19 protein-coding genes, 1 tRNA gene and 1 pseudogene are annotated in these 13,892 nt (G+C 53.4%); 18 read left to right on the plus strand and 3 right to left on the minus strand.

Going from position 1 to position 13,892, the window contains the following annotated elements; genetic code table 11:
* Positions 1 to 63: 63 nt before the first annotated feature.
* Positions 64 to 756 (minus strand): annotated as a pseudogene (locus tag HKX44_RS15340) (CDP-alcohol phosphatidyltransferase family protein).
* Between the two features lie 189 nt (positions 757 to 945).
* Between HKX44_RS15340 and HKX44_RS15345 the strand changes: the two are divergent.
* The 5 genes from HKX44_RS15345 (at position 946) to HKX44_RS15365 (ending at position 3,045) form a co-directional block, all read left to right on the plus strand.
* Positions 946 to 1,317: a hypothetical protein gene (locus tag HKX44_RS15345; protein ID WP_276152239.1), complete on the plus strand. Its 372-nt coding sequence runs from the start codon at positions 946 to 948 to the stop codon at positions 1,315 to 1,317.
* Positions 1,318 to 1,380: 63 nt separating this feature from the next.
* Positions 1,381 to 1,644 carry a hypothetical protein gene (locus HKX44_RS15350; protein ID WP_276152240.1) on the plus strand — a complete coding sequence of 88 codons (264 nt, stop codon included), beginning with the start codon at positions 1,381 to 1,383 and terminating at the stop codon, positions 1,642 to 1,644.
* 139 nt (positions 1,645 to 1,783) lie between these two features.
* Positions 1,784 to 2,083, plus strand: coding sequence for a 50S ribosomal protein L28 (gene rpmB / locus HKX44_RS15355; RefSeq protein WP_276152241.1), 300 nt, complete (start codon positions 1,784 to 1,786; stop codon positions 2,081 to 2,083).
* Positions 2,084 to 2,186: 103 nt separating this feature from the next.
* Positions 2,187 to 2,528, plus strand: a complete 342-nt coding sequence (locus tag HKX44_RS15360) for a hypothetical protein (protein ID WP_276152242.1) — start codon at positions 2,187 to 2,189, stop codon at positions 2,526 to 2,528.
* Positions 2,529 to 2,565: 37 nt separating this feature from the next.
* The gene (locus HKX44_RS15365; protein ID WP_276152243.1) at positions 2,566 to 3,045 is read left to right on the plus strand and encodes a copper chaperone PCu(A)C; all 480 of its coding nucleotides are present in this window, start codon (positions 2,566 to 2,568) and stop codon (positions 3,043 to 3,045) included.
* Between the two features lie 86 nt (positions 3,046 to 3,131).
* Here the strand turns inward: HKX44_RS15365 and HKX44_RS15370 are convergent, their stop codons facing one another.
* Positions 3,132 to 3,824 (minus strand): NAD-dependent deacylase, encoded by a 693-nt coding sequence (locus HKX44_RS15370; RefSeq protein WP_276152244.1) that lies wholly within the window; start codon positions 3,822 to 3,824, stop codon positions 3,132 to 3,134.
* A 129-nt stretch (positions 3,825 to 3,953) separates the two neighbouring features.
* On the opposite strand from HKX44_RS15370, the gene HKX44_RS15375 reads away from it, so the two are divergent.
* From HKX44_RS15375 to HKX44_RS15415, 9 genes are all read left to right on the plus strand, one after another.
* Positions 3,954 to 4,829 (plus strand): carbon-nitrogen hydrolase family protein, encoded by an 876-nt coding sequence (locus tag HKX44_RS15375; RefSeq protein ID WP_276152245.1) that lies wholly within the window; start codon positions 3,954 to 3,956, stop codon positions 4,827 to 4,829.
* Positions 4,830 to 5,008: 179 nt separating this feature from the next.
* Positions 5,009 to 5,227: a translation initiation factor IF-1 gene (gene infA, locus HKX44_RS15380; RefSeq protein WP_005978431.1), complete on the plus strand. Its 219-nt coding sequence runs from the start codon at positions 5,009 to 5,011 to the stop codon at positions 5,225 to 5,227.
* Positions 5,228 to 5,268: 41 nt separating this feature from the next.
* Complete coding sequence (locus HKX44_RS15385) at positions 5,269 to 5,844, plus strand: Maf family protein (protein WP_276152246.1); 576 nt, start codon at positions 5,269 to 5,271, stop codon at positions 5,842 to 5,844.
* Positions 5,844 to 6,866, plus strand: a complete 1,023-nt coding sequence (locus tag HKX44_RS15390; protein ID WP_276152247.1) for a ribonuclease E/G — start codon at positions 5,844 to 5,846, stop codon at positions 6,864 to 6,866. The genes HKX44_RS15385 and HKX44_RS15390 overlap by 1 nt, the downstream gene beginning before the upstream one ends.
* The gene (gene yacG / locus HKX44_RS15395; RefSeq protein WP_276152248.1) at positions 6,863 to 7,054 is read left to right on the plus strand and encodes a DNA gyrase inhibitor YacG; all 192 of its coding nucleotides are present in this window, start codon (positions 6,863 to 6,865) and stop codon (positions 7,052 to 7,054) included. The genes HKX44_RS15390 and yacG overlap by 4 nt, the downstream gene beginning before the upstream one ends.
* Before the next feature lie 103 nt (positions 7,055 to 7,157).
* Positions 7,158 to 7,232: transfer RNA gene (locus tag HKX44_RS15400), tRNA-Phe, on the plus strand.
* Positions 7,233 to 7,558: 326 nt separating this feature from the next.
* Positions 7,559 to 9,001: a hypothetical protein gene (locus tag HKX44_RS15405; protein ID WP_276153725.1), complete on the plus strand. Its 1,443-nt coding sequence runs from the start codon at positions 7,559 to 7,561 to the stop codon at positions 8,999 to 9,001.
* Between the two features lie 105 nt (positions 9,002 to 9,106).
* Positions 9,107 to 9,454 (plus strand): DUF3768 domain-containing protein, encoded by a 348-nt coding sequence (locus HKX44_RS15410; protein ID WP_276152250.1) that lies wholly within the window; start codon positions 9,107 to 9,109, stop codon positions 9,452 to 9,454.
* Between the two features lie 230 nt (positions 9,455 to 9,684).
* Positions 9,685 to 10,662: a hypothetical protein gene (locus HKX44_RS15415; RefSeq protein ID WP_276152251.1), complete on the plus strand. Its 978-nt coding sequence runs from the start codon at positions 9,685 to 9,687 to the stop codon at positions 10,660 to 10,662.
* Between the two features lie 7 nt (positions 10,663 to 10,669).
* On the opposite strand, the gene HKX44_RS15420 is transcribed toward HKX44_RS15415, so the two are convergent.
* Positions 10,670 to 11,011 carry a helix-turn-helix transcriptional regulator gene (locus tag HKX44_RS15420; protein WP_276152252.1) on the minus strand — a complete coding sequence of 114 codons (342 nt, stop codon included), beginning with the start codon at positions 11,009 to 11,011 and terminating at the stop codon, positions 10,670 to 10,672.
* A 126-nt stretch (positions 11,012 to 11,137) separates the two neighbouring features.
* On the opposite strand from HKX44_RS15420, the gene HKX44_RS15425 reads away from it, so the two are divergent.
* The 4 genes from HKX44_RS15425 (at position 11,138) to HKX44_RS15440 (ending at position 13,324) form a co-directional block, all read left to right on the plus strand.
* Positions 11,138 to 11,284: a hypothetical protein gene (locus HKX44_RS15425; protein ID WP_276152253.1), complete on the plus strand. Its 147-nt coding sequence runs from the start codon at positions 11,138 to 11,140 to the stop codon at positions 11,282 to 11,284.
* Entirely contained in the window at positions 11,285 to 11,737 is a 453-nt protein-coding gene (locus HKX44_RS15430; protein ID WP_276152254.1) for a hypothetical protein, read from the plus strand.
* A 61-nt stretch (positions 11,738 to 11,798) separates the two neighbouring features.
* Positions 11,799 to 12,629, plus strand: coding sequence for a heparin lyase I family protein (locus HKX44_RS15435; protein WP_276152255.1), 831 nt, complete (start codon positions 11,799 to 11,801; stop codon positions 12,627 to 12,629).
* A 146-nt stretch (positions 12,630 to 12,775) separates the two neighbouring features.
* Positions 12,776 to 13,324, plus strand: a complete 549-nt coding sequence (locus HKX44_RS15440) for a YaeQ family protein (protein WP_276152256.1) — start codon at positions 12,776 to 12,778, stop codon at positions 13,322 to 13,324.
* Positions 13,325 to 13,892: the final 568 nt, after the last annotated feature.

Genomic DNA, 13,892 nt, shown 5'->3' on the forward strand with positions numbered 1-13,892 from the left:
TCTCGGGAACGCGAGGCGCAGCAGGGTATCGGTGATAGATGTTTAGGACCCGGTGCTGAACACCTAGGTTCTCGGTTCGGTCAGTTGTTGCACGGCACCGGCAACGCAGAGGTAAATTGAGGTCAGGACCAGCCCGAAATGTGCCCAGCTTTCAGGGTGGAAATCGACCCAAGCGGCCCAGCCGGCGAAGCCGACCCACGCCAGCGCCATCGGCAGGGTGACAAAACGCCAGCGCTGCGTGCGTACGGGATGCACAAATTTCACCGGCAGAAACATGGTCACTGACAGAATGGTCACTATGATCAGGCAGACCCACCACGCGGGCGAAAGTGCAAACAGCACCAGCACCAGCATGTTAAAACACCCCGGGAAACCCCAGAAGGAATTATCCTTTGTTTTCATGCGTGTGTCACAGAAATACATCGCCGAGGCAAAGGTGACGATAATGATCATGACCCAGCCGCTTCAACCGTCCATCAGACCGGATTTGAACAGGGCAAAGGCGGGAATGAACACGTAAGTTAAGTAGTCGATGATCAGATCCAACAACACGCCGTCGAACTGCGGGGCGTTGGTCTTGACATCATACCGGCGGGCCAGCGGACCGTCGATGCCATCCACGAAGAAGGCAACAACAAGCCAAAGGAACATCATGTCCCATTTGCCATCTACCGCTGCCAGCATGGCCAGCATGGCGAAAACCGCCCCTGTTGCTGTGAAGAGATGGACGAGAAGGGCGCGTGTCTGGATGCTCATGGCAGGAACTTTGCAAATCTGGTAACGGGATGGAAGGGGGAATGCTTGGGCCGAATGGCAAAGTGAGTTTGCTGTCTCATGCGGCGGATTATTGACGGATGATTGCGAACGGTTTGCTGTTTGTCATATTATATCCGACTACTTTTTACGTTACTCGTTATTGCTACCTGATATTTTAGGGAGATTACAATGCCCTTACCCGTTGCTGCAATTGCGGCTATTGGCGCAATCGGGCTGGTTGCAGATGTTCTTTCGATTTATTCGTTTTTTGGGTCGGCGGAGGATGACGAAGCCCAGCAAGCCGATCTGGACCAGTTGAAATTCGACCTATCCAGCTTGCAAAACCTGCCGGGGATCGTGGTGAATATTAACATTGCGCAATTCTTGGGGCAGGCGGATACGGCGCTGGACGACCTCGCTCTTTACCGGACCACAGAAGACCCGACAGCGCGCAATGATTTGGCGAACAATGCCATCTTGTCTGCGCAAGGCGCGCTGAACGATATCAAGTTCCAGGTTTCGGCCACTTACGAGTCCGCCCCGATGGAATCTTTATCTTAGGGTCAGGACTCATTAATTCTGTGCCGTCAGTTTGCCCGATTTTTTCGCTAACAAGGAACATCTGTGCAGGAATCCCCTCTCGGGATCATCCTCTGGATGACCCTGCCGGGCAATGGGAAGCGGCAAAATCCGGCAAACCCGCAGGGCGGCAATTTCACTTCATTTCTGCGGTTTGACGACAGTGTTGTCGCGCTGGAGGAAGGATCGGCTTTGGATGCTGCCATCAGCCCCGAGAACGCCAGCGGATCAACGCAGGTCTTGCAAAGCTTGTTCGAAAGTTCGAGTGGTGGGTGGCGTTTCTATGATGACAGTTTGGCGATCGTTTGAGAATCCTGACCCACTACGGCTTGACCCCTCTGGCGATTCCCACTAAAGCCCAGAAACAAGTTTCAGGGTCGCCCCGCGGCCCCTTTTATGTGTTGCGTCCAAAAAGGGTGCCACACCACTAAAACAAAAGGATGAACCCATGTCGCGCGTTTGCGAATTGACCGGAAAAGGCCCGATGACGGGCAACAACGTAAGCCACGCGAACAACAAGACGCGTCGCCGCTTTTTGCCGAACCTGAACCAGACAACCCTGCAGTCCGAAGCACTGGGTCGTTCGTTCAAGCTGCGTATCTCTGCACATGCGCTGCGCTCTGTTGATCACCGCGGTGGTCTGGACGCGTTCCTTGCCAAAGCAAAAGACACTGATCTGTCTGCCAACGCGCTGAAGATCAAAAAAGCGATCGGCAAATCTTCTACCGAAGCAGAAGCGCTTAGCTAAGCTGCGACTGATCTTTGATCTGATAGACAACCCCGGACCTAGCGTTCGGGGTTGCGTCGTTTTGCCTATCGTAATCTGCTGAACCGTTGGGTAGATCGGACATATGAGCCGTTTGATTTTTTCCCTTCTGTTGGCCCTGTCGATGGCCATGGCATCCCAGTCGATGGCGGTGGCTCGCGGTGCTGCAGCGGCGACAGGCCAGATGGTGATTTGCACCGGTTCCGGCACAATGACGGTTTTTACCGATGCGGACGGGGTGCCGACCGGTGCCCCTTATATCTGCCCTGACTGTGTTGCAGGCGTCATTTTTTCTGCTGTGCAGGCGGTTGTTAAGCCACCTGCAAGGGTTGCCATGGGGCAATTGGCCCTGCTGGTCGCCTTGCCGGTTCGGGTTGCGGGCCTGCGGATCATGCCGCCGGTGCGTGCCCCGCCGGTGGCTGTCTGATCCACCCTTTCAAATACAGACAACCAAGGACAATGAAATGAAATTCACGACAGTATTCGCAGCTGGTATTGCGGCTTCCATCCTCAGCGCCACAGCCCTCTTTGCGGGCGATATCAGCATTAAAGATGCCTATGCGCGCAGTTCAACGCCAACCTCGAAAACCGGCGCTGCCTTCCTGATGCTGATGAATGCCGGTGATGCGGATGACCGGCTTGTGGCGGCCTCCAGTGATGTGGCCAAACGTGTCGAGCTGCACACCCACAAAGATGCCGGCAACGGTGTGATGCAGATGGTTGAAATCGAAGGCGGGATTACCGTTCCGGCGGGCGGCATGCATATGTTGCAGCGTGGCGGTGATCACATCATGTTCATGGGGCTGACAGGCCCGTTGGAGCAAGGCCAAGAGGTCAATGTGACCCTTACCTTTGAAAAAGCCGGCGAGGTCGAGGTGGTGATTCCCGTCGACCACGAGCGCAAGGCCGATCATGGTGCGATGAAGCACGACCACAGCAACTAAGGCCAGAGGCGGGCAGGGACCAGTATTTACGCGGCGGCGTGCCATAGGCACCTGCTGCGCAAGGGGTGTCCCGCCCGCCTTTTATCCTAAGTGGCAAGCACCTCTGCGACCCATGCTGTTACAGTTTCAGAGGCGGGTCCGATCCGGTGTTCGGCAAACTGGTTGCCCACGGCGGAAGGTTCCAGATTGAATTCAATCGTATGGGCACCCGCGCGACGGGCTTCGGCGACGAAACCAGCCGCGGGATAGACGTTGCCCGAAGTGCCAATAGCGACAAATATATCCGCCTGCGAAATGTGATCCGCGAGCGTATCCATGTCATAGGGCATTTCCCCAAACCACACGATGTCAGGCCGTGCCGCGGGCGCGCCACAAGACGGGCAGGGATCGCCAGCGGCCATGACCATCGGGGCAGGCCAGCGGTGATCACAGGAGGCACATAGCGCCCCTTTAAGGTGCCCATGCATGTGATACAGCGCCTTGGTGCCGCCACGTTCATGCAGGTCGTCGACGTTCTGTGTGATCACGACAACCTCTCCGTCATGCTCTGTTTCAAGCTGGGCCAGCGCATGGTGAGCGGCATTGGGTGCGACCTCTGCTGCCTGCGCGCGGCGGGCGTTGTAGAAATTTACCACCAGTTCGGGGTCGCGCATAAACCCTTCCGGGGTTGCCACATCCTCGACCCTGTGCTGCGCCCAAAGCCCATCTTCGGCGCGAAAGGTTTCGATGCCACTTTCGGCAGAAATGCCGGCACCGGTCAGGATGACGATTTTGCGCATAACAGGGTCCTTTGGTTGGGTCGATTTTTTGTTGTTCAAACTGTGTGAAACGATCCTTGTCGCGGGTCAAGGCGGCTTGCGGTTCTAACAGATTGGTCGCAGTGTCGCGTAACCTTTGGAGATCATACAATGAAAATCGCAACCGCTGCCTATCCGCTTGATGTGCTGACCTCTTGGGCGCAATACGAGGACAAGCTGGCCCGATGGGTCGCAGATGCCGCCGGACAGGGGGCTGATCTCTTGGTCTTTCCTGAATATGGCGCGATGGAGCTGGCTACATTGGACGGGCTTGACGTGGCTGGTGATCTGGAGAAATCGCTGTTTGCGGTGTCTGACAGGGTGGCGGATGCGGATGCATTGCACCTGCGGTTGGCAGCGGAGCATAATGTGCATATTGTCACGGCCTCTGCGCCAATGGCAACGCCGACACGACCGGTGAACCGCGCCCGGTTGATTACCCCGACAGGGCAAACCGGTGCGCAGGACAAGCAAATCATGACACGGTTCGAGGAAGAGGTCTGGGATGTGGTTCCCGGCAATGCGCTTCAGGTTTTTGATACTACGCTAGGGAAAATCGGTATCCTGATTTGCTATGACAGTGAATTTCCGCTGCTGGGGCGGGCTTTGGCTGATTGCGATGTGATCTGCGTGCCCAGTGCAACCGAAACCTTGGCGGGATACTGGCGGGTGCGTATCGGGTCGATGGCGCGGGCGTTAGAAAATCAATGCATCACTGCGATGTCATCTGTGGTCGGGCCTGCAGAATGGTCAGAGGCGCTTGGCACTTGTTTTGGGGCAGGGGGCATCTATGGCCCGCCTGACCGTGGCTTTCCCGAAACTGGTGTGCTGGCTGCGGGCACGTTGAATGCACCGGCCTGGACCATCGGCGAGGTTGATCTGACGCAGGTGGCAGAGGTGCGCCGCGACGGGATCGTGTTGAACCGCAAACATTGGCATCATCAGATCGGGCGCGAACACTCCGCCTTGCCGTTCCGCTTACGATAATCCCCCCTTGTCGGGGGAGGATGCCGTTTCAGGAGGGCATAAGGTGCTGGAATCGTTGATTTCAGGCCGCAATTAGCGTTTCAAGCGGGTTCAAAGGTGCTAAACCCCTTGAAAAATGCTGCAGATGCGCCCATCTAGGCGCGTACCCCGCATTTGGGGTGAGTCTATTAGGAGAGACCATGGCCAAGGAAGATACGCTCGAATTTCCCGGTGTTGTGAAGGAACTCTTGCCTAACGCGACGTTTCGGGTCGAGCTGGAAAACGGCCATGAGATCATCGCGCATACGGCAGGCAAGATGCGCAAGAACCGCATCCGTGTTCTGGCAGGCGACAAAGTACAGGTCGAAATGACCCCATATGATTTGACTAAAGGTCGGATCAACTATCGCTTTAAATAACCTTTAGAGGGCTGCGCGGGTTTTGCGCAACGTGTGCAACCATGCAGTTCATTCTGGGATCAGGCTCCCCACGCCGTTTGGAACTCCTCGCCCAGATGGGTGTGGTGCCTGACGATGTTCGCGCGCCAGACATTGACGAAGATCCTGTGAAAGCAGAGCTGCCACGCCCCTATTGTGGGCGTATGGCACGCGAAAAGGTTGCGGCGGTTTCGGCGGGAGCGGATGATATCGTGCTGTGCGCTGATACCACTGTGGCTGTGGGGCGTCGCATCCTTGGCAAACCTGTTGATGCGGCGGAGGCCGAAGGTTTCCTGCGTTTGATGTCGGGGCGTCGCCACAAGGTTATTACCGCGGTTGCCGTGAGGCGCGGGCCCAAAATCTGGGAACGCGATGTGCAATCGGTTGTCAAAATGAAATCCCTTTCCGACGCGGAAATCAAATCCTATCTCGCCACTGGTGATTGGCAGGGTAAGGCCGGCGGGTATGGCATCCAAGGACCGGCAGGTGCTTTGATCCCCTGGACCAGCGGCTCTTTCACCGGCATCGTGGGCTTGCCCCTTGCGGAAACCGCAAACCTGCTGATTGCAGCGGGATACCCCTTGTATGGAGGCACCTGATGAAGGGTCGCACGATTATTCTCGATCATCTGGGCGAGGTTGAGGCCGCAGCTCTTATGGTGGATGGCAAGCTGGACGATCTGCTGATTGACAGTGATGCGCCACGTCCCGGTACCGTGTACCGCGCGATTGCGGATCGGCCGGTCAAAGGGCAGGGCGGGATGTTCCTGAAAACCCCTGACGGATCAGCGTTCCTGCGCCAAATCAAGGGCTTGGCCCCCGGGCAGCCGATTCTCGTGCAGGTCACGGGTTTTGCCGAGCCAGGCAAGGCGATTCCGGTAACCGCGAAAGTGCTGTTCAAGAGCCGCTATGCGATCGTCACCCCGGATGCCCCCGGCTTGAATATCTCGCGCAGCATCAAGGACGAGGGCGAACGCGACCGTTTGTTGGAAATCGCCCATGATGCGGCAGACGGCACAGAACACGGATTGATCTTGCGATCCTCTTGCGTTGGGGCAGAGGGCGAGGACATCGCCGAGGACATCGCCGCCATGCTCACGCTGGCGGCAACTGTTGTTGAAGATACGGCGAGCGGGATGGAAGTTCTGATCGAAGGGGACGGCCCGCATGTTCTGGCCTGGCGTGAATGGACCGAGCCTGCCGAAGTGGTGACAGAAACCGGTGGTTTTGAAAACCACGGCGCACTGGATGCTCTTGAGGACGCCAGAAGCGCTTTGGTCGGGTTGGGTGGTGGTGCCTCGATGTATGTGGAGCCGACCCGCGCTCTTGTTGCGGTGGATGTGAACACTGGCAATGACGCCTCCCTTGCGGCGGGGATTAAGGCAAATATGGCCTGCGCCCGCCTGTTGCCGCGTGCCCTGCGTGTGCGCGGGCTGGGTGGGCAAATCACACTTGATTTGGCCCCGATGCCCAAGAAAGACCGCCGCGCCTTTGAGAACGCACTGCGCGGGGCGTTCCGCGGGGATGAGGTGGAAACCGCACTGGTTGGGTGGACTCCGCTGGGGCATTACGAATTGCAACGCAAACGGGCGCGTGTGCCGCTGAGTGAGACGCTGGCATGAGCTGTCCGATGTGCAAAACCACGACGGATCAGGCCTACCGGCCGTTTTGTTCCAAGCGCTGCGCAGACCTTGATTTGGCCAAGTGGTTCAATGGATCCTATGCCACCGCGTCGCGTGATCCCGAAGATGTGGAAGCCGCCATTGACGCCGTGGAAGCAGGGATAAACAGGGCGCAGAAGCCGCACTAACGTCCGGTCTTAAAATAGAGATGAAATATGACAAAAAAGACGCTGGACACCCCGCGCGCAACACCCTAGAACGCCCTCACCCCACCAAGACTTGGTGACCCGTGCCTGGGTAGCTCAGGGGTAGAGCAGTGGATTGAAAATCCTCGTGTCGGTGGTTCGATTCCGCCCCCGGGCACCATTTAAATGCAACGAAAACAATAGCTTGTCGGCTTTTTGCTCCGCAGCCCAAATCGCTGAAAACGCCGAAATACCCTATCACAGTGTTAGCACAGTGGGAAAATGCTCAGTTAGCACAGTGCGTTGTGAGCGCCGCGCCGTGCACCTAGCACAGTTCTAGCACAGCAGCCTAGCAACGCTCCTTGCCGTGTGCATGGCGCTTTGAGAGTGATGATGTGGTGCTAGGATGTTGATATTGTTTACGAAAACCTGTGGTTTTTAAGGATGTAGCTAACGAGTTATCCATATGGAGTGGCAAGTTGCGTCCCATTTAAAGCATAGTTGCCGATGCAAGCTTCAATTGCCAAGCTAGTGTGCTTGAGTACAGTCAGCCTGACGCCAATTGTGCCCATCAATCAGAATGAAATTTGCGGAGGAATAATGAGCGGATTAGCTGACATGGAAGAGCTTCTATCGTTGATCAGCAATAAGGACTTTGTTGAATACATGAGGGAAGCAAATTCTTGCTACAACGTTGGAGCCTATAGGGGCTGTATCGTTATGAGCTACATCACCCTTTTTGACGACCTTCGCTTGAAGTTGGATGAGTTAGCTAAGGTGAATTCGGAGGCGAAGAAAGTAGCATTAGAGGTAAAGAAGCGAGCAAACGAGCAGGAAGTCTTCGAAACCTACATGGCTGATCAGTTGAAGGCCAAAGGTCTCTTAGAAGAGAAAAAGTATCAACGTCTTTCAATGATACGTGATTTACGCAACAAAGCAGCGCACCCTTCCGGTGTGTTGGCTACTGCGGAAGAAGCGCGCTTTGTGTATCGGACAGTGATCTCAGAATTTCTGTCTGAGGCGCTGTTGAAAACTACTCATGCCGTTGATGCTTTGATCGAAAGGGTGAAAAAATCAAACCACTTTCCATCAACCAATATTAATGAAATTATTGAAATAGTGGACGCTGACTGCGCTTCGATACACGATTTAGCAGTGCCATACCTTGTGACAAAACTACTGCAAGCAAGAGACAGCGCCCAAAAGACCGCTAGCCAAAACGCAGAGAGGTTTTTGGTTGGTATGTCTGGAATGAAATCTAATGAGTACCGTAGCGTACTTCGGAAGAAAGCTCTTGAACCAAACTGTACAGACAGTGATGCGGCACCTTTTATTGGTCGAATAATTGCCGCTGATGGTCAGCTACTCGCAGGCTTGAGCAAGACCAACAAAGCCCGAGTTTGTAAGCTCTTAACCGATCAAACTAAGACTTCAAAGGTCGGTGTAACAACCAAGCTATCACATCCTGCCAGGCAAATATCCGAGCTTGTTTCATCCCTTGGCGAAACCGTGGTTTCTGATTCTTACACGGCATTTTTTGAAGCCGTGTTGGCGAAATATCCCTACTCACCAGTTTTCTACAATGGCCTGCAGGATGCTCCAAAGCTCAAAAAGACACTAATTTCCGACTGGCTTGAAGACGCTGGTTCGTCAACATTTGACATTGCCAACGCTTTTGCAAAGGCCCTTCCGGAAGTGGATGAGGCAGCCAAAACCATCTTGACCCCAAAAGACTCCTTTGAAATCATTGTCGCTGTTTGTAGGGCTGCTGATACGGGCGCATGGTCTGCCAAATCCGTGCAAAAAAGCAAATTCTCCGATTGCCCAGAGTTAGTTCATTCAGCCCGTGAGTACGCGAAGAAAAATAAAGAGAGTGCGAAGAAGAAGGTCGTTTCTGCCTTGTTGGCGACAAACCTGAAGGAATTCCTGGCGGAAAATCTGGGAACTTGAACCTCGGCAATGAATGCGGCCAAAGCCGTTATATTACTTCACTCTTCAGTCGCTCTCTGTACCATATCGCCATAACGCAGTTGGACCCAAAGTTATGAGGTCCACATGGTATCACCGACAGTCGTCAAAATTGCTGAGTTAAACGATAAGTTCCGACGATGTGATTCTAGCGTGCCGGGGATGCGGTTCCTTACCGCTGGTATCATAGAACTGCTCAAGCGGAGCAATGTGGATGGCGATGAGATCATCAAGATTGTCAGTGAGTTCAATGTGTTCACAGAGGGCAATGACCCACACGGGGAGCATGACTTCGGCACCTTCGAATATTTGGGTGAAACCTGCTTTTGGAAAATTGACGCATATGACAACGACTATTCCATGGGTTCAGATGATCCAACTGACCTAAGCAGGACAAAACGTATTCTCACCGTTATGCTGGCGGATGAATGGTGATGGTGGAGCCGGATCAGATGCCAAAGCCGCGCTGCACTAGTTGTGGCTCAGCCGATATCCTGAGGGATGCATATGCATGTTGGGACGTTGATACCCAGCAATGGGTGCTCCACAGCTGCTATGATGCGTTTCGTTGTGAGATCTGCGATGTGCAATCCAACCACGTGGATTTCTTGATTTAATCAAGTTATTCGGTCTGAAGATATGGTAGGTATGGGGACGGTTAGGAAATGCTAGAACTCATCAGCCTTCTTGAAACCTCAGGCCAAACTGTTCGTTCTGATTTTAGGCGGTGGTTTACAGAAATTCCGGTTGCCGCGAACTGGACAGTTGCCTCAGACTACAGCGTCGGGAATAAAAATAAGAAGAGTGACGCGTTTTCCTTTGTCATTATGCCAAAGCACGACACGGATCAAAACATCGCATCATGGATTTCGGCGTTTGCGCCCAAAGATATCAAGGCAACCCGCAAGCCGTCTGATGAGTTTCTAGACTATTTTTGCGCACCAGTAACGTTCAGTTACAACTTCGTGGTCGAACGAGAGAGCAACTACCTAAAGGCAGCTATTACTGTAGAAGCGATGCAGACTATCGCCAAATCGCTTCAGGAGGTCGTGGGCGAATGGAAATCAGTAGAGCCTGGAAATGAACAGTATTACAGCAGCTTGGACAGTCAACTTCAGAAATTACTCGATGAGCTATCGAGTAAAAACCCATCGACAGGGTTGCTGCGAAAAATGTTCTTGGTTGCTTCATTTGGGGCGCTTGTTTTTTATATAATTCATGAAGAGAAGTCGCCGTTGAGCATCCGCTGGATTAGTGACCGAGATGCGATGTTTGATCGCCATGATGGACTTGCATTTGATCTCGCTTGGTTGCTATTTCAAATAATGAGGAGGCGCTCGGGAGGCGTTATTGATGTGCGTCGACCTCAACTCATTTTCACGTCACCTTTGATGGACGGCGTCAACAAACACGACGAATTTGTTCGGTTGCCTGATTACTTGGCAGGCACACTTGCTGATCTTCGTTTGCCCAATGTGATGTTCAGCCACCCCAAATTCCCGACCATATTCAACAAACTTTTTGTGGACGCATCGAACAATGCAATAATTGAGATTGTTGCTCCAACCGGTCGTATTACAACTCGACGTCTAGCGTTCGGAAACCCACCCGAAGGTGCGAAAACTATGAGACATCACGAATAAAGCCTGTTCAGTCCTGATCTTCCCGCAGCACCTTCCCCAACTTCAGCAGGAGGTTCAGCTGACGATCATCCATATCTGAGATCATCGAATTCACCTGCATGAGTAGCCGTTGACGAGCATCCGTTAGGTTCTCTTCGTCAACATCGAAGAACTCCCGCATGGGCAGCCCAAGCACGTTGGCGATGTCATAGAGCGTAGAAAAGTTGGGCGCAGTTTTACCCCGCTCGATGTTGGAAATCGTCTCGAACGCTTTGTCTATGGCTTCGGCCAGTTGAGCCTGTGTGAGCCCCTGTTGGGTACGTGCAGCTTTCACGCGCAACCCGATGTTTTGTTTCAACTGCTGACTCATATGATGATCTATAAAGCCGTGTAAAGCACTTGCCCATGTAATGTGATTTCGCTTATTGCTGCGATAGTCGGCTCTTTGAGCCGTATTTTGAGATCAAATCCGTCTTTGAACACCAAGGAGCAGCAGATGAAAACCTATGAAGCACGTATCCGCACCGACAATGGCAGCTTCAAAACCACCACAGTGCAGGCCCGAGACATGCTGCATGCCAAGCAGTTGCTAGAAGATCGTTACGGTGTAGGAAAAGTTACGATCACCAATGGTTCTCGCTGAATGGCGCTTCTGGCTGGTCTTGTTGTTGCACTATTTCTGCTGCTGGCGTTCCACCTTTTGGGGTGGAGCGTTCGCAATCCGCGTTGGATTGTTGCGGGCGTATTAGTGCTGGTTGCGCTCTATGCGTATGGGACCAAACAGCTGGAAGATGACATCCAAAATGTGGGTTTGGTGGCAGCGAGGTCAGCGGATTGCCCAGTGAACCAAGTACAAGTTTTGATTGTGAATGGGCGGCAACGCGACATCACAGGGTTCTCATTCTCCCTTCGCGGATATCGGCCAAATTATTCGGAACATGTGGCTTATGACCACCATCGGACGGATCGTATCATTCCCGCTGGTGGGGAGTGGATCACTTGTTGGCCAGTTGAAGAACTGCAGCAGGTGCCGGTTGCACAGAAAGCCACGTTGCGTTGGGAGGTCGAGTTCACCGACCTCGACTACGCGGAGTGAGCGGCAAAACTTGATTTAATCAAGTTTTCCATACCACGCATTTTGCCTAAAAGGACACTCAATGCAATTCTTCGCTACGATCTTGGTGCTGCTACTTGGTTCAATCCAGCTATCGGCGATCCACGCTCAGGAAAACCACGGCACATTCACCTACAATAGCATGGAAACAGGCCCGCGACAGGCCTTCTTTGAGAAGCATCGCAACCTGCCCAACAGCTACAGCGTGGTCCGTAGTGATCCGTTTGGCGGGGGTGGCAACGGTAGGGTGCATCGGTTTGAAATCAGAACTGGCGAATGCGGTAGCCCATTGGATCAAGGCGATTGTTCCTACAACGCTGTGCGCAGTGAGCTTGCGGAAAACAACCACCGGGGCACCCGCTTTGGGCGCATTCAGCCCCGTGAAGCTTGGTATGAATGGGATATTGGTTTCCCCGACGGGTTTCCATTTGGGCCTCGCCAAACCCGTGGCTACTATTTGTTTGGCCAGTGGCACAACGGGGTTTGCCCGCACATGAACTTTGGCATTTGGGGTGGGCGGAACTCTCATACGCTGCACCTGCGCACCAGCCAGATCATTCCTGGGCATCGTCACGGTGATTGCCAACCAGATGAGTTGATCCCTGTGATTGACCTACGCGAGATTGAGGGGCGGTGGGCACATTTCGTCGTGTATGTGCGTTGGAGCACCGGCAATGATGGCGAAGTCCGAGTGTTTGTGGATGGCCAGCAACGGGTTCAGTTCAATGGACGAACGCTGATCCCAGAGCATGTCGGGCGGAACCACTTTGATTTTGGCATCTATTTGGCTCAGGCAGACAGTCTGCGTCGGGTACAACCCGCGACGCTCTATTATCGGGATATCCGCCGGACACGTCAGCAACCACCCATGTGATCGGGTTTTCCGAGGAAGTTGTTGCCAAGAGTTTCGTGAGGAAAGTCTTGGTTGGTTTTTCTCAACTTGCTGGCTGCTTTGGTTTTGAGCTTTCGCTGACCCGTCAGACCAACTAGGCATCCGTGATCAAGCAAGCGGGAGCTAACATGGCGCAGAAAGCCACCATCTACAAAGTGGAGCTCTCCGTCTCAGATATGGATCGCCACTATTATGAGACGCACAAACTGACTGTGGCCAAGCACCCATCGGAAACCGATGCACGCATGATGCTGCGTATCTTAGCGTTTGCGTTGAATGCCGATGACCAGCTGGAAATGACCAAAGGTCTTTCCACGGATGATGAGCCGGACATCTGGGAAAAGAGCCTAAGCGGTGAGCTCAACAGATGGATCACATTGGGTTTGCCCAGTGAGAAGATCGTCCGCCAGTCCTGCGGCAAGGCCAAGTCCGTGATCATTTACGCATATGGGGGCAATCCAGCGGATATGTGGTGGTCGAAGATCAAGAACAGCACCACGCGGTTCGATAACCTCACGGTGGTGAACCTCGCTCAATCAGAGACCAAACAACTGGCCGAATTGGCCAGCCGTACAATGCAGATGCAGGTGAATATCCAAGAAGGCGAAGTGATGGTGTCTGTTGGTGACAGCATCGTCTATGTGAACCCGGTGGAATTGAAAGCCGCCAAGCACTGAGCGTTTTTGATGAACACAGACCTACTCCTTTGTGGGTTGTGTTTTGCGAAGATATACGGGAAGCCAATGCGGTCCGATCAGGCACAGAACGCAAACAAATCCATAAGCAATCATAACCTTGGTCGCTTTGGCATCTGCTTGCGCACATGCCGCACAAATCTTCTGTACACATCCAGCATTCGCTGACGCTCAACTGGCGTGAACATCGATTTTGTGTTCCGTTTCATTGCTTTTTGAAAGAACCAAGAACATTGATTTTGGATGACTATCACTGGCGACTTGAGTGAAGCTGAAAGCTGAACTTCCATACTCAGACAGATTAGAGCTTTTTCTCCCCCCCCCAGTGAACCAACTTGGGAGAATTGGTTGTGGAGGGGAGAGGGTCTTCGAAGTTCCAGACTTCAGACGAGTTGATCGCTTTTTACATAAGGAATGTGCGTATTGCTTGGACGGCGGTGCCCCGTTCTCCGTCCTCATTCCCGACCTCAATGCACGGTTAGGATATGATATCCAGCTGCTCACCGGTGCTATGAAACCGACACCAGCAAGCACTGCTTCAGCGCAATTT

The sequence above is a fragment of the Sulfitobacter sp. M05 genome (assembly GCF_029285175.1).
Classification (GTDB): Bacteria; Pseudomonadota; Alphaproteobacteria; order Rhodobacterales; family Rhodobacteraceae; genus Sulfitobacter.

Bases quoted from the DNA above. Each gene is read 5' to 3' on its own strand.
- HKX44_RS15415 (WP_276152251.1), top strand. From the start codon at position 9,685: ATGCTAGAACTCATCAGCCTTCTTGAAACCTCAGGCCAAACTGTTCGT.
- rpmB (WP_276152241.1), top strand. From the start codon at position 1,784: ATGTCGCGCGTTTGCGAATTGACCGGAAAAGGCCCGATGACGGGCAAC.
- HKX44_RS15345 (WP_276152239.1), top strand. From the start codon at position 946: ATGCCCTTACCCGTTGCTGCAATTGCGGCTATTGGCGCAATCGGGCTG.
- HKX44_RS15425 (WP_276152253.1), top strand. From the start codon at position 11,138: ATGAAAACCTATGAAGCACGTATCCGCACCGACAATGGCAGCTTCAAA.
- HKX44_RS15405 (WP_276153725.1), top strand. From the start codon at position 7,559: ATGCAAGCTTCAATTGCCAAGCTAGTGTGCTTGAGTACAGTCAGCCTG.
- HKX44_RS15440 (WP_276152256.1), top strand. From the start codon at position 12,776: ATGGCGCAGAAAGCCACCATCTACAAAGTGGAGCTCTCCGTCTCAGAT.
- HKX44_RS15360 (WP_276152242.1), top strand. From the start codon at position 2,187: ATGAGCCGTTTGATTTTTTCCCTTCTGTTGGCCCTGTCGATGGCCATG.
- HKX44_RS15390 (WP_276152247.1), top strand. From the start codon at position 5,844: ATGAAGGGTCGCACGATTATTCTCGATCATCTGGGCGAGGTTGAGGCC.
- HKX44_RS15370 (WP_276152244.1), bottom strand. From the start codon at position 3,824: ATGCGCAAAATCGTCATCCTGACCGGTGCCGGCATTTCTGCCGAAAGT.
- HKX44_RS15430 (WP_276152254.1), top strand. From the start codon at position 11,285: ATGGCGCTTCTGGCTGGTCTTGTTGTTGCACTATTTCTGCTGCTGGCG.
- HKX44_RS15385 (WP_276152246.1), top strand. From the start codon at position 5,269: ATGCAGTTCATTCTGGGATCAGGCTCCCCACGCCGTTTGGAACTCCTC.
- yacG (WP_276152248.1), top strand. From the start codon at position 6,863: ATGAGCTGTCCGATGTGCAAAACCACGACGGATCAGGCCTACCGGCCG.
- HKX44_RS15420 (WP_276152252.1), bottom strand. From the start codon at position 11,011: ATGAGTCAGCAGTTGAAACAAAACATCGGGTTGCGCGTGAAAGCTGCA.
- HKX44_RS15365 (WP_276152243.1), top strand. From the start codon at position 2,566: ATGAAATTCACGACAGTATTCGCAGCTGGTATTGCGGCTTCCATCCTC.
- HKX44_RS15410 (WP_276152250.1), top strand. From the start codon at position 9,107: ATGGTATCACCGACAGTCGTCAAAATTGCTGAGTTAAACGATAAGTTC.
- HKX44_RS15375 (WP_276152245.1), top strand. From the start codon at position 3,954: ATGAAAATCGCAACCGCTGCCTATCCGCTTGATGTGCTGACCTCTTGG.
- infA (WP_005978431.1), top strand. From the start codon at position 5,009: ATGGCCAAGGAAGATACGCTCGAATTTCCCGGTGTTGTGAAGGAACTC.
- HKX44_RS15435 (WP_276152255.1), top strand. From the start codon at position 11,799: ATGCAATTCTTCGCTACGATCTTGGTGCTGCTACTTGGTTCAATCCAG.